Raw genomic sequence first — 20,870 nt, 5'->3', positions numbered from 1 at the left:
CGGGCATGGAGGTGTGGGGGCAGGTGAGCGGGGGTGCGTGCACCCTGCTCTCGCAACTAAGCTCCCGGAGATGGTATGAGAGGCATCGCCGTCCGTTGCTGTGGCTCGACGCCTTCCGGGTGCGTGGGGCTGCGCCTTGCAGCTGAGACAGGCCTTCGGCGAAGAGATCCCGGCCGACCTCCAGGGCTCGGCCGACGGGGAGGTCGGGTAAGCTGCCCGCACGCTCTCCTCATGCGTCGCTGTCCGGCATGAGCTCGAAGCCGATCCCCGCGTGCTCCACGACACGGTTGCGCAGCAGCGCGCCCATCGCTGCCGCCGGGGTCCAGAAGCCGCCGTCCACGGTGAGGTCGTCCTCGGCCAGACAGAGCGCTGCTTCGGTCAACATCAGCGTAGTCGACCGCACCCCGGGATCGCCCTGCCCTGTGACACGCGCTTTTAGGATGGTGCCGTCGGGCGTCTCTCCCACCAGCACCAACTCGTAGGAACCCGACTCGCGCACCTCTTTGCTCGGTCCTTCGCCCGACTTGGGCAGCACGTGGCGTTGGAGCAGGCCGCGCGTGGCCGGGATTGCCATGACGGTCAAGAACGAGCGCCCGACGACCGACTGCCGCAGCGCCGCCCACCAGCCGCCGACGCCGCCCCGGGTCAGCGCGGTCTCCTGGTAGCGGAAGGCGCGCCCGTACGGATACCCTAGGATCGCGTTGGTGCGGCGCACGACCTTGGCGTTCATCGGCCCCATGAAGTAGGGCGTCGTCCAGGCCCGCAGATCACGGTCCCAGGTCACCTCGATGGGCATCATGCGGTCCGGCCCATCCGGCCCCGGCGGTTTGCCCTCGGGGCAGAGCGCGTAGGGGTCTTCGGAGAGCCGACCGAAGTCCGGGTCGGTCTCGCGCAGCCGCATGGCGTTCACGAAGCTCGCCGCGGTGCCACCGCTGAAGCCGCCTTTCATCCGCGTCACCCGGGTTGCGACGCGCGCACACGGCGTTCCGAAGCGAGCCAGCGCAGCGTCTTGCAGGAACTGCACGCCGAGGTCGGACGGGATCGAGTCGTGCCCGCAGGCATGCACGATCCGCGCGCCCGTCTCCCGCGCCCGCTGCTGGTGCGCATCGATCATGGCCCGCATCCATTGGGCCTCCGCCGCCAGGTCGCAGTAGTGCGTGCCGTGCTCCACGCAGGCCGCGACGAGGTTGCTGCCATACAGCGCGAACGGCCCGACCGTCGACACGACCACCCGCGCCTGTGCAGCCAGTTCGCCCATGAACGCTGCGTCGTGGCTGTCGCCCACCAGGATCGCGACCGGGCGCCCCGCATCGGCCAGGTCGTTCGCCTCGGATAGACGGCCACGCACCGCTTCCAGTTTGACGCGGTTTCGACCGCCGATGGCAAGCTGCAGGTCGACTTCTCCGCACCGCCTCGCCAGGTGATGCGCGGCGCGGCGCCCGGTGGCCCCGGTCGCCCCCCACAGCACGATATCGAATGCTCGTTCCGCCATGAGCTTGAACGCTTCAGCTTTCCCTCTTTCCCGAGCGTGGCATGCCTAGCACGGCTCGGTCGCGGCCCACGCTGAGGATGCTGCCGCGGCACTTCACGCTCAGGATCGAGCCGACGCTGCCCGTGCTCAGGATCGAGCCGACGCTCGCGAAGCTGAGGATCGAGCCCACGCTCGCGATGCTCAGGATCGAGCCCACGCTGGCCGCGCAGAGCAGGCAGCCTATCGAGAGCGCGCTTCGGCGACTGCGGAAGCTGCACCAGTTCTGCGACGATGAGGAGGTAGGACGAGGTATGCGCATGACTCTAGGGGAAGTAGTGGACACGGGGGAAAGGAGGGCGGGGCACGCAATGGGGACAAAGCACGGGTGTTCGGAGCGCCGCTATGGGCTACGGAAGCGTCTGTTTGCTACTGCATAGACCTGTCGAGTGAACCAGCTGAGTCCACAACTTCTCACCGCACACCTCATCATGCATGGCCTTGTCAGGCTTCTCGACCCGCTGGCCTAGCTTGAACAGGGCCCCATTGATCTCGCGCCGATCCCGATGGGAAAGCATCAGGTCCGCAATGGGCTCCCCCGCAATAGCAGGGGGCTTCGCGAACAACACCGTCATCATGCGCCAGAGGAGGCCTCGCAACCCAGAGGGCCACCGCTGTGCCAAGGTGGGGTCTGTTTTGTCGATCACGTACGTTGGATCAAAGGCGACGGACGAAATCCTTCCGGCATATCGCCGCGCCAACTCTCCAGCGATGACGCGATTGCAGGTCTTGGTCCGGTTGAAGGCCTTCATCGACCTGTGCTTCTCGATGCTCTCCAAATCGTCCCAGTCTATCGTTTCGCTGAAGGGGGCAATCACGTGGAGCACCAGTCCGCCTGACGCTTCCATCCGCTCCAACAGCAGCTGCGTGAAGAGGAACGGGCCCATCACGTTGGTGGCGAACATCACCTCGTGCCCACTGGGGAGCACGGTGGGTCCCCCCTGGAGATAGGCACCGACAGACAAGACTAGACCGGTGATGGTCGGGAACCGGCCGAGCACCTCTGACGCCGCGGCTCTCACCGACTCCATGTCCGCGAAGTCCACGACCAACGTGGCGACGGTTGGATCTCCACCACTCGTAGGCTCCTCAGAGAGGGCCTTCCGGATGTAGTCGGCCTTCGCGTTCAGTCTGTCGGAGCGCCGCCCTAGCAGGACGACGTGGGCCCCACGCTGTGCCAGCGCCAGCGCCGCGCCGCCGCCGATAGACCCGGTCGCGCCGGCGATCAGGATCGTCTGTGTGTCGGTCATGCCGGTATCCCTCTGATGCCTAAAGCTTGTTAGTAATCTCACAGGCACGTAGCCCCGTGTCGGCTCAGCCGTGCCGTTCACCTGGGTGACCTGCGCAGCGGTGAGCTACCCCATGAGCTTGGCGAACTCCTTCGGGGCGATGCTGGCGGCGGCGAGCATCCCTCCCCAGAGCGCGCCGGGGACGCCGGGGCTGGCGACATCCTGCCCGGCGAGGTAGAGCCCTGGGATCGGCGTCTTAGCGCGGAGGGCGTCGCTCATGACCCGCTCGGGCGTCACTTCGAGGCCGTAGAAGGCCCCCTTGTGGTGGCCCGTGTAGGTGACCGTCGTCAGCGGCGTCGCCAGTTCGTGGAAGACGATGAGGTCGGCAACAGCCGGGAAGGTCTCTGCGAACTGCGCGATCAGCGTCTCCTCGGCCCGGCGCTTGAACGCTTTGTAGTCGTCGGGGCGCTTGCCGGGGCGGGTGTCGGCCCAGCGGGCGACCGTCGACCAGTCGGCCCAGACATACATCTCGCCTGCGTGCCGCTGCCGAGGCCCGGGGTCGTGCGTAGGGTCCTTGAGCGACTCGAAGGACACGAACATCCCAGGGGGGACCCCATCGGGCGCATCCGTCCACAGCGCATCGACCTCCCCGCTGGGGTAGACCCAGTGGTTCGACCTCGTCGCCCCCGCGGCCTCGATGTCGCCTTCGAAGCCGAGGAACAGGTTGAAGTGCGCGATGCTCGAAGACAGACCGCGCACCTCGCTGATCCAGTCCTCATGCCCGCAGTCTGCGGGGAGGAGGGTGTCGATGGTCTCGCGCGCGCCGATGTCCGAGATCACAGCGTCGGCGTAGAACTCGGTGCCATCCTCGGTGCGGACCCCGACCACGGCGTTGCCGTCGAAGAGAAGGCCGTCCACCCGGACCCCGGTCCGCGCTTCGCCCCCGTGCTTAGTGATCGTGGGGATCATGTGCTCGGCGATGGCGACCCCGCCGCCCACGGGATACCACGCGCCGCAGTCGAGATAGCCCCCGGCGGTCACCGCGTGCATCGCGAAGCTCCCCCTGCTCGGACGGCCGCCGTGATCGGGCCACTGCGCGGCGAATACCGCCGCGAGCTCCGGGTGGTCCGTGATGTCGCCGATGACCTCTTCGGTCGTCCGGCCGCACCATTCGGCGATCGTCCGGTGGTTCCACCACTGCACCACCTCGCCGGCCAGCTTGGGCATCGCGCGGGTCGGGAAGACCTTGTCCATCGCCGTCCGTCCTTCGCGGAGCGCGGCGGTCCACGCCTCGATGGCCTCGGCCTCGTCGGGGAAGCGGTCCTTCAGGTCCCGCTCCTGCGCCTCGTAGGGGCGCGAGAGCGGCAGCGGCGCGGCCGACCCGATGTGCAGGGTGTCGTAGACGGCTCCCATCGACGCGAACTCGATCGGGGTGTCCGCCAGCCAGTCGAGGAGCTCTCGGATGGGCTCGCCGGGGGCCACGTAGTTCAGGTAGTGGATGCCGACATCCCACGTGAATCCGTCGCGGGAGAAGCTGTTTGTCAGCCCGCCGAAGGCTTGGTGCTGTTCGAGGAGCAGCACCCTGCGCCCCATCTTGGACAGGGCCGTGGCTGCCGCCATGCCGCCCATCCCTGAGCCGATGACGATGGCATCCCAGTGCGCTCCGTTCTGATCGATCATGACATCTCCCCTTTGTTTGGTGCACCATTTTGGGTGTTTCACCTCCAAAGTCGAAGCGGGCCCTATTTCTTGATGAAGGGTCGGATCGCCTCCCCCTGTGGGGGTTTCACGGCAGCGGAACGGGTCCGCAACGGGTGCCTGCCAAACGACGCCTCGGCAACCCCAGCTAGGCCGACGCCAGCTCTGCGACGCCGATTGGCGCGCGCGTATGCAGGCCCGGCTTGGGCGGGATGCGGCTCATCGCCAGTTCGGCCATCGCGGTGATAGTCAGGCTCGGGTTCACGCCTGGGTTGGCTGGCACCATCGCGCCGTCCACGACGAAGAGGCCAGGATAGCCGTGCACCTGCGCGTCCATACCGAGGACGCCCTCGGCAGCGTCGCGGCCGTAGGGGCAGCCGCCAAGGATGTGCGCCGTCATGGGCATGTCGAGCAGCCCCTCGTTGATCGTGCCGTTCGGGATGCCGTCGGTCTTCGCGGCGAAGCGGCGGGTGACCTCGTGCGCGATGGGCAGGTGTACCGGTATTGGCTGGCTGGGGTCGGCCTCGGAGACAAGGTCGCGCCGCCCGCCCGTCCAGAGGCTCCGGCCGAAGCGCATCCGAATACGGTTGTCCTCGGTCTGCATGACCAGCAGGATCGTCGTGCGTTCGGCCCAGCGCGGCAGGACGTGCGTGCGCAGGAAGTCGTTCGGGCGGCGCGCGATGTCGGCGACGGACTTGGCAAGGCGTGCGGCGAAGCTACGGGCCACCACGGGCGGCCCCGCGAGCAGCCGCATCAGCGACGACCCCGCCGGGTAGCGCACCGGCTCGACCGTCGTGACGTCGTCGGCATAGAAGATGGACGTGATCGCGACGCCCTCAGAGTAGTCGGGCGTGGGCGCGCGGCTGACCGAGCCCATGAGCGCCTCGCTGTTGGTGCGGACGCCCTCGCCGAGCCGTGGCGAGACGGCCGACAGCGAGCCCGTGACATCGCGGCAGCGGAAGAGCAGCCGCTGCGTGCCGAGGGCCCCGGCGGCGAGCACCACGTGGCGGGTCCGCGTCCGCTGCACGTCGCGGCGCAGTGGGCGCGTCGAGCGGCGGTGGACGACCTCGTAGCGCGCGCCGTCGGGCTGGCCTGGGGGGAGCGGGCGCACGTCGCGCACGAGCCGCTCCGGCGTGACCTCCACGCCCAGGCCCTCGGCCAGGAAGAGGTAGTTCTTGACGAGGGTGTTCTTGGCGTTGTGGCGGCAGCCCACCATGCACCCGCCGCAGTGCGTGCAGCCTGTGCGCGGCGGCCCGGCCCCGCCGAAGAACGGGTCGGGCACCGTCTCGCCCTCCTCGCCGAAGTAGACCCCGACGGAGGTCGGCTCGAACGTGTCCGCGCGACCGAGCTCCTCGGCGATCTCGCGCATCACCTCGTCGGCGGGGCAGGTGCGCGGGTTGCGCGCCACGCCGAGCATGCGGCGGGCGGTATCGTAGTGCGGCCGGAGCGCCTCGCCCCAGGCGATGGGAGTGGTCCAAGCCTCCGTTGCAAACGCCTCGTCGGCAGGCTGCGCGAGCACGCCGCCATAGCCGAGGCTCCCGCCGCCGACGCCCGCGCCGTGGAGCACCACGACGTCCTTGAACGGGCTCACCTGGAGGATGCCGAAGCAGCGCGCCAGCGGGGCCCAGACGTAGCGCCGCGCGTTCCAGGTCGTTCGCGGGAAGTCGTGGTCGCGGAAGCGCCGGCCGCGTTCGAGCACGCGCACGCGGTAGCCTTTCTCGGCCAGCCGTAGCGCCGCGACGCTCCCGCCGAAGCCAGAGCCGACGATGACGTAGTCGTAGCACGCCGCCGAGTCAGGGGACGACGAACTGCCAGACGCCGAAAAGCGAGGGAGTTCCATACAGCAAACGCGGAGGTACGCAGAGAGTGGAGGAGGCGCCTCAACATCGCGGCTGCGCCCGGCCCCAACGAGAGCCGACGGCGGGCCGCGCTGTGGGACCACCCGCGCCCAGGTTGTGGGGGCGCCGACTACAACGCAGCGGCACCCTCCAGCCATCGTCCCTCTCGTTGCCCTATCGCCCAGCCCTCTCGCTGCCGGACCGCGAAGGAAACGCGAACACCCAGTCCCCTCCCCGCCGAGCGTGGGTGACGACCCCTGCCTGCACCAGCGCCTCGAACCCGTAACCGCCGTCCACCAGCACCAGGTCTGCGCCTCGACCAGACGCCACCTCCAGCGCCACGTCGAGATCATCGACTACGATGCGCGCTGTCCCCCCTTCTGCTCGTGGCTCCGCCTTCAGTGGCTGCGCCTTCAGTGGCTGCGCCTTCAGTGGCTGCGCCTTCAGTGGCTGCGAGGCGGTCTCGCGGACCGTAACGAGGTCCACCGAGGCGCGCTGCTGAGCAGCCAGGGCACCCACCAGGTCGCCGACAAGTGAGGTCGCCGCCGCTTCGGGCCGTACCAGCACGAGGTGCCGGAGCGCCGTGGGGACGCGCGGCGACTCGGCGCGGTACACAGCCAGCACGCCGCGCCCACTCCGCTCCACGACCTGGGCGACTTTGCAGGAGAACGACTGCACCTCATGGCGCCCGAGGCACGGCGCCCCCATCACCACAAGATCCGCCTCGACGTCAGCCGCCGCCTCGGCGATCCCGGCGGGCACATCGACCCGGCGAATCACATCGACTTCGACGGAGAGCCCCGCGTAGTAGAGCCGCTGCGCCGCGGCGACGAGCCGGTCCACCCGCCGCTCGTCGGCATGCCGCGAGGTGGCGGCGGCCCGTGCGTCTTCGGGCTCCCACAAGGACCAGTCTTCCGGCACCGCCGCGACGCGCACGAGCACCACCCGGCTACCGCCTTGCCGGGCCAGCCAGGCTGCCGTGCGCAACGCGGCGTCTTCCGACGGGTGCGTTGAAGGGGAGTCCGACCCCACCGGCACCATGAGCGTACCGAGGTCGCTCGCCGTGTTCGTTTGCGGAAGGGGGACGGGGTCGGTCATGGCAACTCCGGAGGGTGAGGAGCAGGCTGTCGTACGGCGGCCGCGCGTGCCTCCTGCGCTACACGCTTCTCGCGCAACGGGTTGAAGCAATATGGGAGGGATGGATCGGATGCAGGAGCAGGCCGCTGCCGCATGGACCGCCGGGGCCACTGCCCAGCTGCTGTCGGGGTTTTTCTCACGCGACAGCTGGGACTTGCGCTCACGTCGCGCCCTCGCCTTCCACCCAGCGGATGGCGTGCTTGATCAGCTCCGTGCCACTCTCGTAGCCTAGCTTGCCCTTGATGCGCGTGCGGTAGCTCTCGACCGTCTTCATCGACAGGTGCAGCCGGTCGGCAATCTCACGGGTGGGTAGGCCACGGCCAGTCATCTCGAACACCTCCAGTTCACGGTCGGAGAGCGACTCGAAGAAGGAGGCCGGGCCGGAGGCACCGGTGGCAGCACGGAGGAGGAGGTGGTCCTTGAGCGCCTCGGAGAGGTAGATCCCGCCGTCGAGCACTCGCCGGACGGCGCGCACGATCTCGTCGATGGCGTTGAGCTTCGAGACATAGCCCCGCGCGCCCGCGCGAAGGGCGCGCTCGGCGTAGAGCGCCTCGTCGTGCCGCGACACGATCAGCACGAGCAGGCCGGGGCGCAGGTGGGCGAACTGCTTCACCAGTTCGAGGCCGTTCATGCCCGGCAGCGAGACGTCGACAACGGCGAGGTCCGGGGCGAGCTCGTCGAGGCGGGCGACGGCCGCTTCGGCGTCGGCGGTCTGCCCCACCACCTCCAGGTCTGGATCGTCTTCGAGCGCGTAGACGAGCCCCCTGCGCATGACCGGGTGGTCGTCCACGATGAGAATGCGAGTAGGCATGGTCCTCGGCGTTGATGAGAAGGAGCTACGGGTCTAGCGGGACGGTGCAGGACACCACGGTGCCGCCCTCGTTGCCGGGACGGATCTCGAAGCGCCCACCGAGCAGATGGGCGCGGTAGCGCATGATGCGGACGCCCATGCCCCGGTTGTCGAACGGCGGATCCGAGGGCGGCCCCGAGGACTGCGGCACGCTCGCGGGGTAGCCGCGCCCATCGTCCGTGACCTGGAGCGTGACCCGGCTTGGCTCGTAGCCCAAGTCGATGGTGACCTGGTCGGCCTTGCCGTGACGGACCGCGTTCGACACCGCCTCCTGGGCGATCCGGAAGACGTGGATCGGCACCGTCTCGGGAAGCGAGGTGGGCAGCGTGCCTCGGCACGTCATCGTGCACGCCACCTCGAAGAAGTGCGTGGCGTTGGCCGCGAGCCGCTGCAGGGCGGCCTGGAGGCCGTTCGCCTCCAAATCGACGGGCACCAGACCGCGGGCGAGGGCGCGGGCCTGCGCGTCGGCTTGGCGCAGGAGCGCCACGACCTCTTCGGCCTGTCCGGCCTCTGGGCGGTCGTCCCGGTTCAGCTTGCGGGCCACGCTCTGCGCGATCATCGCTGTGCCGGTGAGCAGTTGCCCGAGACCGTCGTGAAGGTCTTGCCCGATGCGGAGGCGCTCCTCGTCGGCGATGCGGAGCACCTCCCGTTCGAGCGTACGCTGCTCGGTGACATCGCGCACGAAGCCGGTGTAGAGCGTCCCGGTCGGCTGCGCAATCTGGCTCAGCGAAAGCCGCATCGGGAACGTCGTCCCGTCGGCGCGGCATCCCACGGCTTCCTCGGCCAGCCAGTCCAGCGGACGCACCTCGCCTGCGGCACTGCGGGCTGCGCGGTCCGACGGCGAGGGCAGCAGCGCATGGATGGACAGACCGAGCAGCGTCCCGGCCTCGTAGCCAAACATCCGCTCGGCGGCCGGGTTGGCCGACTCGATAGCGCCGTCCTCGTCGAAGGTGAGGAGGCCGTCGGCGGAGCCTTTGAGGATGGCGCGCATCCGGGCTTCGCTCTCCCGCAGGGCGGCCTCCGTGTGGGCCTGTTCCAGCGCCCGGGCAAGCACCTGAGCGACGGCGTCGAGAAACTCTGGTACCTCATCGTCGACGCCGCTGCGGTCCAGTTTGTAGGTACCCAGCACACCGAGCGGCGCATCGGCGTCCCCGACCCGCACCGACAGGCCGCTCTCGATCCCGGCACGCGACAGACCGCGGGGAACGACATCCGGAAGCGACACGGGCTCGTCTGCAGCCAGGATCTTGGCGAGGTGCGGGTCGTCGTTGCAGACAATCGCCTGCACGGCGAGGTAGGGCGGCCACCCTACGCCTGCCAGGAGGTGGAGCGCTCCTTCCCGGAGTTCGAAGACGCCTACCAGCGAAGCCCGGCACGCATCCGCGACGGCGTGTGCCGTGTGGTCGGCCAGCGCCTCGACGCCCTCCTTCGTCGCCGCACGCAGCCCTAACTCCGTGAGGATGACTTGCCGCAGCAAGCGCTGGATGGAGGAAGGACGTGACATGAGCAGGGGGTGGGGAGCTGCCCGCCACCAACCGGCGTTGGCGCAGGTGCTCGGCGTTGGCGCAGGTGCTCGGCGTTGGCGCAGGTGCTCGGCGTTGGCGCAGGTGCTCCCAATAGAACAGAGGTCGCTGGGCTGTATGCTATCACGCGCCGCTATCAGGAGCATGCGGACGGCGTAGCCCCAATTCTAGGTAGGTCACGCCGTCCGCGGTTGCTGTGCTCGTCTCCACGCAGCGGGCGTCAGGGCGTACGGAGCGCGCTGCGTAGGCACCGCCCCCACACCCGCTGGGCACTCACTGTTGGAGGGCCAGCCGCAGGGTCTCTGCCCGGCCTGGCGTTTCGAGGCGGACCACGTAGAGCCCGCTCGGCAGCGTGCGCGCGTCGAGCCGGAGGGTGTGCAGCCCTGCCTCCATCGGCGCCTGGGCCAGCACGGCGACCTCGCGCCCGAGCATGTCGTAGACCGCGACGCGCACCGGCGTGGCTTCCGCCAGCCCGAAGCGAACGTCGGCCGAGGCGTGCGCCGGGTTGGGATAGGCCGCGGACGGGAGCCTCGACTTCGGCAAGGTCGGCCTGGGCCGCAGCGCTACTCCCGGCTCGGCCCTCCAGGAACACCTTCGCGAGCGGCGTCACGGGGTCGCTCGACGCGATCTCAATGCGGGACCGCGCCTTCCGGCGGACCGGTATGTAATGCGCCCTCAGGTCCACCGATGCGCCCGGCACGAGCACGAACGGAGTCGACGGAGCACCGAGACTAAACTGCGGGGGCACGAGGTTCTGCCGAAGCCGGACGTCGTCAACGGTCAGGAAGACGCCGCCGGTGTTGGTGAGCGTGATCGTCTCTGGGTCGGAGAGGGTGAAGCGGGGCACCGCGCCGAAGTCCACGCGGCCGGGCGAAGCGGTGAGAACCGGGGGGTCGGTCTCGAAGAGGAAGGCCGCGCCGACGGAAGAGAACGGCGCTACGTCGACGGTAGGTGCTCCGACCAACAGGTCGGGAACGCGGTCCCCGTTGAGGTCACCTACGTCCTCGATGCGGCTACCAAACTGCCCCGAGACTGGTGCCTCCAGCGTCGTCAGCAGCGCGCCGTCGGCCCCGCTGAAGAGGTAGACCCGGTTCGCGCTTAGGTCGCCGATGGCGTGGTCCTGGATTCCGTCCCCGGAGAGGTCCCCGATGGTCGTGGCATCCTTGCCCAGGAACGCCGTCGTCAGATCCGCCCCGTACGTTCGCAGGACGGCGCCATCGGCCCCCGAGAAAATGTAGGCTCGGCGCTCTGAGCGGGCGCCGATTAGCACGTCCGTAACCCCGTCGCCATTGATGTCGCCTGCGTCGTCCAGCGCATTGCCGAACCGCCCTGGCGTCCTCGGCGAGGGCGAAACGAGCGTCCTGATGAGCCGACCGCTCGCGCCCGAGAAGATGTGGACGCGTCCAGCATCCGGCGTGCCCACGGCGTCTTCGATCGTGGCCCCCACCACGATGTCGGGGACGCCGTCGTTGCTCAGGTCGCCCACCCCGGCGAGGAACTCGCCGAAGAACCCTTCATCTTGCGGGTCGGGCGACTCCAGGGTGTAAAGCAGCCGCCCCTCGGCCCCGGAATACACATACGCGCGCCCTGCATTGGGCACACCGTTCGGGCACTCGCCACGCGCGCCGATCATGAAGTCCGGGGTGCCATCCCCATTGATGTCGCCGATGCTCCCGACGCCCAGCCCATAGAGCGGGTTTATCCAGGGACAGAGCGGATCGTCGGCGTTGGGCGTTACGAGGGTGCGCAGCGGGATGATCGCTCCCGTGGCGCCCGAGTACACGAGCGCGCGCTCTGGCGGAGTCCCCACGAGGAGATCATCAACCTCGTCGCCGTCGATATCGCCTACGTTGGCGATGTCCGATGCGCTCCCCGGCGTTGCGGTTCGGATGAGGCTATGGTCGCTGCCGGAGTAGAAGTAGACGCGCTCCCGGTTGGTGATCGCGAAGTCAGGGACCCCGTCGGCGTTGATGTCGCCGAGCCCTGCAGCAGTCCGCCCAAAGTTGCTAGAGGAAAACTGATTCGGCGCTTCGATCAACGTGGGGTCGAACGACTGCGCCTGTGCTGGCAGAGCCAAGAGCGCGGCTAGAAGCAGGACGGCTACGCGTCCGGCGAGTCTGTTGCACGTGTGCATGGCGTACCTCGTGTGTTTGGTGTCCGGAAACCGACTGCCTGCCGCAGTGCCCGTGTCTCGGTGCAATCCTACCACGAAGCGTCGCCGGGCGAGCGCCTACTGCGGCGGGCCTGACTCATCCTACCTTTGTTCTGGGTGCATTACTGCCGTCCTCCTGCGGCAGGGGGTGCGCGGATAGGCAGGCGGCCTATGCCGGGGATCGCCGTACGCTGTCCGTCGCACCAGCGCACGTTGCTGTGCGAACACGTGGCCAATGGCTGCATGCTGTTTCGGCCGCACGCTCTACCCCAGGCTCTGCCTTACGGCCATCGCCGCGACGCCCTGGCTTGGGAAGGGGCAGGAGGCGTACAGCCGCGCCGTGGCCGCTGGGCTACCCTGTGGCTGTCCGCTCTTCCTCTCTACCGGTTTCTGTCATGACGATTCGCGACCTAATGACCCGCACCGTCGAGACCGCTTCGCCCGACGAAACGGTGCTCGACGCCCGCGACCGCTTCCGCGAGAGCGGCTTCCACCACCTCCCCATCATCGACGACCGAGGGCGGCTCGTCGGGCTTGTCTCCGACCGCGACGTGCTGCGCGCGGCCGGGCCGTCCCTCGGCGCCCACCGCTACGACAGCGACGCAGGGCCAGGCATCGACCGCGCCTTGCGCGAGATCATGGCACGGGACGTCGTCACGGCTGACCCGCTGATGTCTATCGAGGAGGCTGTCGACACCATGCTCACCGACGACATCTCGTCGCTGCCCGTCGTCGACAACGAGGCCCTGGTCGGGATCGTCACAACGGCCGACCTGCTGCGCTACGCCGCCGGCCAGGAACGCGCGCTGTCGCCGTGACCAGACTACGTCGATCAGGGGAATGTTGTCTGTCGAGAAATAGAGGCACTTGGAGGCACAACGAGGCAACGGTCCCGGCTGAGCGGTGACCGGCTGAGCGGTGACCGGCTGAGATCACCAGGCTCGACCCTACATCCAATGTGGGCGTTGGCTGTCAGCCCCAATTCCTGGGGCTTCCGATCCTGCTTTCCATACTCGCCATGCCCCTGGGATGTCGCTGTCCACAGCCCCTGCCAACCCCGTTCAACGCACCCCTTCTGGTGACCGCTCGGCTGTCTTCAGCGCGCGTGGCGTCACGAAGGTGTATGGGCGCGGCGACGTAGAGGTGCACGCGCTGCGAGGGGTCGACCTTGACCTCTTCGAGGGCGAGTTCGTCGTGCTGCTCGGCGCCTCAGGCAGCGGCAAGTCCACGCTGCTCAACATCCTCGGGGGCCTCGACCGCGCCACCGCCGGGACCGTACGCTACCGCGACCAGGACCTCACCGGCGCCTCCGAGCGCGCGCTCACGGCCTACCGCCGCGACCACGTCGGCTTCGTCTTTCAGTTCTACAACCTCATCCCGAGCCTGACCGCGCGCGAGAACGTGGCCGTCGTCACCGAGATCGCGCAGGACCCCATGCCGCCCGAGGAGGCGCTCGGCCTCGTCGAGCTCGGCGACCGGCTCGACCACTTCCCGGCGCAGCTCTCCGGCGGCGAGCAGCAGCGCGTCGCCATCGCCCGGGCCATCGCCAAGCAGCCCGCCGTGCTACTCTGCGACGAGCCCACGGGGGCGCTGGACTCCCAGACGGGCATCCTCGTGCTGGAGGCGCTCGCGCATGTGAATGCCGAGCTCGGCACGACGACGGCCGTCATCACACACAACGTCGTCATCGGCGAGATGGCCGACCGCATCATCCGGCTGAGCGACGGCCAGATTGCGTCGGTGGAGGCCAACCCGCACCGCCGCGCCCCCCACGAGCTCACCTGGTAGGCTGCTTCCATGCGCGCCCTGGCCAAGAAACGCTGGCGCGACCTCTGGTCGCTGCGCGGCCCTGCCGCCGCCATCGCGCTCGTGCTCGCCTGCGGCGTGGTCGTGTTCGTGGCCTCGGCAGGCATGCTCGACGCGCTGCGGACTTCGCAGGCGGCGTTCTACCGCGCCGAGCGCTTTGCCGACGTGTTTGCCTCGGCCGCCCGTGCTCCGGAGGCGGTGCGCACCCGCATCGAGGCCATTCCCGGCGTGAGCGTCGTGGACACGCGCGTCAAGGCGATGGCCAAGCTGGAGGTGCCAGGCTACACGGAGCCGGTCTCGGGGCTGTTCGTCTCCCTGCCCGAGACAGGCCGTCCCGCGCTCAACGGCGTTCACCTACGCGCCGGACGGCTGCCCGACCCGCTGCGCGCCGACGAGGTCGTGGTGAGCGACGCCTTCGCCGAGGCGCAGGGCCTGCGGACCGGGAGCACGATCGCGGCCATCCTCAACGGGCGGCGGCAGCCGTTGACTATCGTCGGGCTAGCGCTCGCGCCCGAATTTGTCTATCAGATCACGCCGGGGGCGGTCTTTCCGGACGTCGAGCGCTTCGCCATCGTGTGGATGCGCCGCCCCGCCTTGGCGGCGGCCTACGACTACGTGGGCGCCTTCAACGACGTCGCGCTCACGCTAGCCCCCGGGGCCGACGCCGAGGCGGTGCTCGCCCGCCTCGACGCGCTCCTCGACCCCTATGGCGGCACGAACGCCATCGCACGCGAGGACCAGCCCTCACACTACTTCCTCTCCGAGGAATTCCGGCAGCTCGAACAGTCGGCGACCATCCTCCCTGCGCTCTTCCTCGCCGTGGCCGCGTTCCTGCTCAGCGTCGTCGTGACGCGGCTCGTGCAAACGCAGCGCGAGGAGATCGCCACGCTCAAGGCATTCGGCTACAGCACGGCCGAGGTCGGGCGACACTACGCTGGGCTCGTGCTCGTGATCGCGCTCCTGGGCGCGCTCGTGGGCGTCGTCGTTGGGCTGTGGGCCGGGCGCGGCCTCGGCGAGATGTACCTAGAGTTCTACCGCTTTCCGACGCTCATCTACGAAGCACGGCTCGGGACGGCGCTCTTCGCTGCCGTGCTGACGGTGGCCATCGCCCTGGCCGGCACGGCGCGGGCCGTCGCGCAGGCCGTCCGGCTGCCGCCCGCCGAGGCGATGCGTCCGCCCCCACCGCCGCGCTACCATACCTCGTTCGTGGAGCGCCTCGGGCTGGGCCGCTGGCTCGGCGCGCAGGACCGCATGATTCTCCGCTCGCTCGAACGCCGCCCTGGCCGTGCGCTCCTCTCAGCGATCGGCATCGCCATGGCCTGCGCGATCGTGCTCCTCGGCCGCACCTCTGGCGACGCCATCGACCTCATCCTGGACGTACAGTTCGACCGCGCACACCGTGAGGACGTGCAGGTAATGTTCGTGGAGCCGCGTGCCGCCCGCGCCGGACTCGAGTTGGAGCGACTGCCCGGGGTGCGCCATGTGGAGCCCTTCCGGATGGTGAGCGCGGAGCTGCGCCGGGCCCACCGCACCTACGACGCTGGGATCACCGGCATGGCCGCCCGCAGCGACCTCGCCCGCGTGCTCGACGCCGAGCTTGTGCCCGTCGCGCTGCCGCCCGAAGGCCTCGTCCTCTCCGCCTTCATCGCCGACTACTTCAGCGTGGCCGTGGGTGACACGCTCACGGTCGCCGTGCAGGAGGGAGCACAGCCCGTGTGGACGGTCCCTGTCGGGCGCGTCGTCCACGAGTTCATCGGGGCGGGCGTCTACATGGAGCGGCGCGCGCTGAACCGACTCCTCGGCGAGGGCGACGTGCTCTCTGGGGCCTGGCTTGCCGCCGACGCCGAGGCCCTGCCCGCGCTCTACGACGCGCTCCGCGAGCGCCCCGTTGTCCTCAGCGCCACCGCGCTCTACGACGCCCGCGCCTCGCTCGAAGAGACGTTCGCCGAGAACCTGCTCGTCTTCACCCTCATCCTGAGCGGCTTCGCGGCCGCGATCGCCTTTGGCGTGGTCTACAACACCGCGCGGCTGTCGCTGGCCGAGCGGGGCCGCGAACTCGCCAGCCTCCGCGTGCTGGGCTTCACGCGCGGCGAAGTGGCCTACCTCTTCTTCGGCGAACTCGCCGTGCTCGTGCTTATGTCGCTCCCGCTTGGCCTCGCGCTTGGGACGGGCTTCTGCACCCTTTATATCGACGCGCTCCAGACGGAGTTCTTCCGCATGCCGTTCGTGCTCACCCGAGGGAGCTACGCCTTCGTGGCGCTCGTGATCGTGGGCGCAGCAGCCGTCTCGGCACTCGTGGTGAGCCGCAAGCTGCACCGCCTTGACCTGATCGCCGTCCTCAAGACTCGCGAATAGCGCGCCTCAACAAACAGCGCACCCCTGCCATGTCGATCCGCAAACGCCTCCTCCTGATCACCGCCGCTGCTGTGCTGGTGCTGGTCCTGCTCTGGGCGTTCCGCCCGCAGCCCGAGCGTGTCGAGACGGCCACCGTCGCGCCGGGCCCGCTACTCGTCACCATCGATGCCGAGGGCATCGCGCAGGTCGAGGAGCGCTACGTCGTCGCTGCGCCCGTGTCTGGGTTCGCGCAGCGCGTAACCCACGAGGTCGGCGACGCCGTCCAAGCGGGCGAGGTACTTGCCGTGCTGGAACCCGTCCCAACGACGCCGCTCGACGCACGGACCCAAGCCGAACTGCGTGCGCGCGTTCAGGCCGCCGAGGCCGCGATGCGATCCGCCGAGGCGCAGGCCGCCGCCGCTCGCTCGCAGGCCACCCTCGCTGCTGCCACCCGCGACCGGATGCGCCCGCTCGCCGCCGACTCGATCCTCGCTGCTGTCGAACTCGACCGCTACGAGGCCGAGGCGCGCCAGGCTGCCGACGCACAGGCCGCCGCCGAGGCTGCCGTCGAGGCCACCCGCCAGGAACTGAGGGCGGTGCGAGCGTTGCTGCAGTCCAGCGCTGGAGCCCGGGGAGGCGGGGCCGTCGCCGTACGCGCTCCGGCGGGCGGGGCTGTGCTCGCCGTCCACCATGAGAGCGAGGGCGTGGTCGCAGCCGGTCAGCCGCTCGTGGAGGTCGGCGACCCATCTGCACTGGAGGTCGTAGCCGACGTGCTCTCGGAGGAAGCCACGCGGCTCGCCCCGGCCATGCGGGCGCTCGTGGAGGCGGGCGGCCAGACGGCCGAAGGGCGCGTGCGCGAAGTCGAGCCTGTCGCCTTCACCGACGTGTCCGCGCTCGGCGTCGAGGAGCAGCGGGTGTTCGTCCACGTGGACCTCACCGAGGCCGCACAGGCCGAGACGCCGCTCCGGCTGGGCCACGGCTACCGCGTTCGCGTCCGGTTCGTCGAGTGGGAGGATGACGACGCGCTGCGCGTACCGATGAGCGCGCTCTTCGAGCAGGACGGCGGCTGGGCCGTCTTCGCCGTCGAGGAGGGACGCGCCCGGGTGACGCCCGTAGAGGTAGGGTACCGCGCGGGCCTGTGGGCCGAGGTAGCCGCAGGTCTGGACGCAGGCGCCCTTGTGGTGACGCACCCCAGCGACGACCTAGCCGATGGCCTGCGCGTGGAGACGGACTGACGTTGGACAAGTCGCCGCGGGCAGCACAAACGCAAGGCGCCCGGGTGGGAGCCAATGCCCTCGCGCCCGGGCTAGGCCGCGTGCTCTAGCCTACTCTCTCAACGCACCACGTCGTCGAACGGCCGCCGCGCCGAGGGCGGGACCGTCGCCCCGAAGCCGAGGCGCAGCAGCACCTGGGGGCGCCAACCGGGGCAGAACGTCCGCTCGACTTCCTCGCGGAGCGCCGGGACCTGGATGGGCTGATTGAGATACGACGCCTGCATCCCTTCGAGCTGGGATCGTAGGAGCAGACATCCGAGCGCCTCCCCCGTTCGCAGCCAGGCTAGCGGGGTGTCCTCCCGCGAGGCGAGCAGACCGAGCAGCGGCGCACCCGCAGCAAGTTCGCGATCGCGCGCAGCCTGCCCACGTCCCAAGTCGAAACGTCGAAGCACCGCAGCAGCAGCGGGGGCTAACCCGTCGAGCGCGGCAGGCACGCCGAGGCCGTGCAACGTGAGCCCGTCGCCCGCGGCCGGGGGGCGGACCCATGCAGCGAGTTCTGCGCGGAACGCTGGGTCGGCGAACTGCGCTCGGTCGCCCTCAGCCACTAGGTCGGCGAGAGCGTTCTTCTCTGAACCGTCCTCGAAGAGGGCGAGGCGGCTTCCCTCCTTCCAGACCGCGCGCCGGAGCTCATCGGTCAGCCCTGGACGGAGCGGCGCGCCCACGAGTGGCCCGCGGTTGGTGCGTCGGTGCGGGATCGCTGCGAAGAGGGCGTTAGCGTCGGGCCTCGTGCAGCACAGCCCTCCGAGACGCACCACCGCCAGCAGATCGGGGTGAATGGGATCGGGGAAACGTTGCACCTCGGGCGTCCGGCCGTAGCGCATTGCAGCGATGCGGAGGAAGAACAGCGCTGCGCCGCAGCTGAGCGTGAGTTCGCGGTCGTCCGGGTCCGACACCGGCAGGCGGCGGCTCCAGTCGGCATAGAGGGTGAGTGCGCCGTCGCCGATCAGGAACCGCCAGGGCTGCGTGTTGTGGCTTGACGGCGCCAGAGCGGCGTACCGCGCGAGAAAGCGCAGCTTGGCCTCGTCGTCCTCCCCATACGGGAAGGCGGTGGGATCGATGACCCAGGGGTCCGTGGAGGAGGTGTACGTGACCATCATTCTCACCGGAATCGGTGTCACTGACGAGGACGCAGGCGCATGGACTAGGATCCGGCGATGGACGTGTCCTGCTCTTCCGCGACTCGCTCCCCGGCATCAAGGGTGACAGCGGACTCGCCGAACGCAACAGCAGGCGCGGACGTGGCGGCTTTTGCTAGAGGGAGGAGTTTCCGCCCGAAGCTCTTCACGACGAAGACCGGGCACGGGGCGCTCCGCACGACTTCGCCGGAGACGCTGCCCATCAACAGGCGCTCCATGCCCGTCCGGCCGTGGCTCCCCATCACGAGGCAGTCGGCCATGACCTCCTCAGCCACCTCCACGATGGCACTCGCCGGGCGGCCGATCTGCACATAGGCGGTGATCGGGGGGAGCTCGGGAAACTCGCGGCGGAGCGCGGCCGCCTGCTCATCAAGGAGCCGCTGCGCGCGGGCCTCCAGGTCGTCCGTCGGAATGTGGTAGACATCCAGGTACGGAGCCGATGCCGTTGGAAGCACCGCCATGTCTACGACGGTGACGAGCGTAAGCGAGGCCCCGTAGGCCTTGGCGAGGGCCGCCGCATGGCGTGCGGATGCCCGAGCGTGCTCGGAGAAGTCCACCGGAGCAAGGACGTGGCGAATCGTCCACGCCTCCTGGCATGCCTTACCCCCGCCAATGGTGAACACGGGGCACGGGGCGGTCTGCATCACTTCCTCCGCGACGCTGCCCATCACGAACCGCCGCATACCACGCCGTCCATGGGTCCCCATCACGATGAGGTCGATCTCGTGCGCGTCCGCGTAGCGCAAGATCGCCGGGCCTGCGCGCGGCGCGGTCTCGGTGGCACTCACGAAGCGGGCAGGCGGCATTCCCTTGGCTTGGGGCTCCACGGGGAGATCGAGGTCGATGGCAATGTCGAGCGGGGTGATTCGAAGATCGGCGACCCAGTCGCCGGGGTCGTCACGGCCCTCCTCGATCACATGGAGGACGTGGAGCTCTGCGCCGAAGTGGTTGGCGAGGTAGGAGGCGTGCCGGTAGGCAGACTCGGCACAGTCGGAGAAGTCGGTCGGGAAGAGAAGGCGGCGGATCTGGAGCATGGTTCTGCACGCAAGCGCGCGGGCTGGATGGATGGGGTGAGGGCGTAGGTCAGCGCACGGATGCGGACGGCGCGCGCGGGGGCGGTAGATGCGCGTGCTGAGCCACACCGAGTTCCGCGTAGCGGGCGGGCGTCTTGACCGTGAGCACGGGGCAGGGAGCGGCGGCCACGACGGCCTCCGCGATGCTGCCCTCGACGAGGCGGCCGACGCCGCAGAGGCCCTTCGTGCCGAGCACCACGAGGCCGCTCGCGCGGTCCGTCGCCGTGCGCACGATCACGTCGGCGGGGGCGCCCGTCTCGACCCAGATGTCTCCGAGCCGGTCGGCACCCTCGTGGCGCGTCCCATCCAGCGCGGCACGAGCAAACGCACGCACCCGGTAGGCGCGCGCCGCCCGGACAGTGTGTCCAGGGTCGGGTGGGCTCTCCGCGACCGGGCCGTCGAGGTTGACCCGTGCGGGTACGTGGAGCACGTCCACGCGCGCGGCGAGGGCATCTGCTAGATCGGAGGCCTGGCGCACGGCCTCCGCCGAGGCCTCGGAGAAGTCGATGGCGACGAGCACCGACCCGCCAGCTAGCGTCGGCAGGACCGCCTCCTCGGCACCAGGCCGCGCAGTCACGACGGGGCACGGGGCACCCCGCACGACCTCGCGTGCCACGCTGCCGAGCACGAAGCGCGCGAGCCCGCGTCGCCCGTGGGTGTCCATCACCACGAGGTCGACGTCGGGGGCCGCCGCATGCTCCAGGATGGCCGTACTCGGGGTCATCGCATGGGTCACTGCCACGTCGACGGGGCATGGGGCCTCAGCCCCGAGCGCTTCGAGGCGGTGCCGGGCATGCTGCACGTGGCTGGCGCTGCCCAGGATAGAGTCGACGTAGAGCAGACGGATGCGCTCGGCGCGCCGACCTAGCTCAAAGGCTAGGGGCTGGGCAGCCCCGGCAGGCGCTGCGACATCGACGGGGTACAAAATGGTGCGGTAGTGGAGCATGGGTCTGGCCTGGCTGTCAACGGTCCCCATCCTGCGCGAGCCTGCCAGGGCAGGGCCTGCCAGGACGGGGCCTGTTGCTTAACGTGGCTTGGAGAAAGACGTACGGCTAGCCGTGACACCGCTAGACATGGACCGGCGTCTCGCTCTGGTTGCTCTAGCCAAGGTGCACCGATGGCGCGCCTGCGTTTGTCCTCCCACCTAGGCACGGTGGGTAATAGCCGCACGGCCCCTGGTGTACGGGATACCCTCACACGCCTTAGCCAGGCCGCAGCGACTTAGAGGCGAGTCGGAGGCTACTCGGCGCTCACGACGCCGCCCTACCCCGTCGCCGCCAGAGCTGTAGCAA

16 protein-coding genes are annotated in these 20,870 nt (G+C 69.4%); 4 read left to right on the top strand and 12 right to left on the bottom strand.

What is annotated here, in order from left to right:
* Positions 1-229: 229 nt before the first annotated feature.
* From AAFU51_16380 to AAFU51_16340, 9 genes are all read right to left on the bottom strand, one after another.
* Positions 230-1,492 (bottom strand): saccharopine dehydrogenase NADP-binding domain-containing protein, encoded by a 1,263-nt coding sequence (locus AAFU51_16380; protein ID MEO1572837.1) that lies wholly within the window; start codon positions 1,490-1,492, stop codon positions 230-232.
* 13 nt (positions 1,493-1,505) lie between these two features.
* Entirely contained in the window at positions 1,506-1,790 is a 285-nt protein-coding gene (locus AAFU51_16375; GenBank protein ID MEO1572836.1) for a hypothetical protein, read from the bottom strand.
* Positions 1,791-1,878: 88 nt separating this feature from the next.
* Positions 1,879-2,778: an SDR family NAD(P)-dependent oxidoreductase gene (locus AAFU51_16370; GenBank protein ID MEO1572835.1), complete on the bottom strand. Its 900-nt coding sequence runs from the start codon at positions 2,776-2,778 to the stop codon at positions 1,879-1,881.
* Positions 2,779-2,883: 105 nt separating this feature from the next.
* Complete coding sequence (locus AAFU51_16365) at positions 2,884-4,437, bottom strand: NAD(P)/FAD-dependent oxidoreductase (protein ID MEO1572834.1); 1,554 nt, start codon at positions 4,435-4,437, stop codon at positions 2,884-2,886.
* A gap of 166 nt (positions 4,438-4,603) precedes the next feature.
* Positions 4,604-6,295 (bottom strand): GMC family oxidoreductase, encoded by a 1,692-nt coding sequence (locus AAFU51_16360; protein MEO1572833.1) that lies wholly within the window; start codon positions 6,293-6,295, stop codon positions 4,604-4,606.
* Positions 6,296-6,467: 172 nt separating this feature from the next.
* On the bottom strand, positions 6,468-7,391 hold the full coding sequence (locus AAFU51_16355; GenBank protein MEO1572832.1) for a universal stress protein: 924 nt from the start codon (positions 7,389-7,391) through the stop codon (positions 6,468-6,470).
* 199 nt (positions 7,392-7,590) lie between these two features.
* A complete protein-coding gene (locus AAFU51_16350; GenBank protein ID MEO1572831.1) occupies positions 7,591-8,241 on the bottom strand; it encodes a response regulator transcription factor in 651 nt (216 codons plus the stop codon).
* A gap of 25 nt (positions 8,242-8,266) precedes the next feature.
* On the bottom strand, positions 8,267-9,784 hold the full coding sequence (locus AAFU51_16345; protein MEO1572830.1) for a PAS domain S-box protein: 1,518 nt from the start codon (positions 9,782-9,784) through the stop codon (positions 8,267-8,269).
* Positions 9,785-10,023: 239 nt separating this feature from the next.
* Complete coding sequence (locus tag AAFU51_16340) at positions 10,024-11,937, bottom strand: hypothetical protein (protein MEO1572829.1); 1,914 nt, start codon at positions 11,935-11,937, stop codon at positions 10,024-10,026.
* Between the two features lie 413 nt (positions 11,938-12,350).
* On the opposite strand from AAFU51_16340, the gene AAFU51_16335 reads away from it, so the two are divergent.
* The 4 genes from AAFU51_16335 to AAFU51_16320 all read left to right on the top strand — a co-directional run bounded on the left by AAFU51_16335 (position 12,351) and on the right by AAFU51_16320 (position 17,330).
* Positions 12,351-12,773, top strand: coding sequence for a CBS domain-containing protein (locus tag AAFU51_16335; GenBank protein ID MEO1572828.1), 423 nt, complete (start codon positions 12,351-12,353; stop codon positions 12,771-12,773).
* Between the two features lie 211 nt (positions 12,774-12,984).
* The gene (locus AAFU51_16330; protein MEO1572827.1) at positions 12,985-13,743 is read left to right on the top strand and encodes an ABC transporter ATP-binding protein; all 759 of its coding nucleotides are present in this window, start codon (positions 12,985-12,987) and stop codon (positions 13,741-13,743) included.
* 9 nt (positions 13,744-13,752) lie between these two features.
* The gene (locus AAFU51_16325) at positions 13,753-16,116 is read left to right on the top strand and encodes an ABC transporter permease (GenBank protein ID MEO1572826.1); all 2,364 of its coding nucleotides are present in this window, start codon (positions 13,753-13,755) and stop codon (positions 16,114-16,116) included.
* A 29-nt stretch (positions 16,117-16,145) separates the two neighbouring features.
* Positions 16,146-17,330 (top strand): efflux RND transporter periplasmic adaptor subunit, encoded by a 1,185-nt coding sequence (locus AAFU51_16320; GenBank protein ID MEO1572825.1) that lies wholly within the window; start codon positions 16,146-16,148, stop codon positions 17,328-17,330.
* A 98-nt stretch (positions 17,331-17,428) separates the two neighbouring features.
* Here the strand turns inward: AAFU51_16320 and AAFU51_16315 are convergent, their stop codons facing one another.
* The 3 genes from AAFU51_16315 to AAFU51_16305 are packed head-to-tail and all read right to left on the bottom strand — an operon-like array spanning position 17,429 to position 20,524.
* A complete protein-coding gene (locus AAFU51_16315; protein MEO1572824.1) occupies positions 17,429-18,466 on the bottom strand; it encodes a nitroreductase in 1,038 nt (345 codons plus the stop codon).
* A 44-nt stretch (positions 18,467-18,510) separates the two neighbouring features.
* Entirely contained in the window at positions 18,511-19,539 is a 1,029-nt protein-coding gene (locus AAFU51_16310) for a universal stress protein (protein MEO1572823.1), read from the bottom strand.
* A gap of 49 nt (positions 19,540-19,588) precedes the next feature.
* Positions 19,589-20,524 carry a universal stress protein gene (locus AAFU51_16305; protein ID MEO1572822.1) on the bottom strand — a complete coding sequence of 312 codons (936 nt, stop codon included), beginning with the start codon at positions 20,522-20,524 and terminating at the stop codon, positions 19,589-19,591.
* Positions 20,525-20,870 lie beyond the last annotated feature (346 nt).

The organism is Bacteroidota bacterium, from assembly GCA_039821555.1.
Lineage (GTDB): Bacteria > Bacteroidota > Rhodothermia > Rhodothermales > Rubricoccaceae > JBCBEX01.
This window is presented reverse-complemented; position numbering and strand designations above follow the sequence as displayed.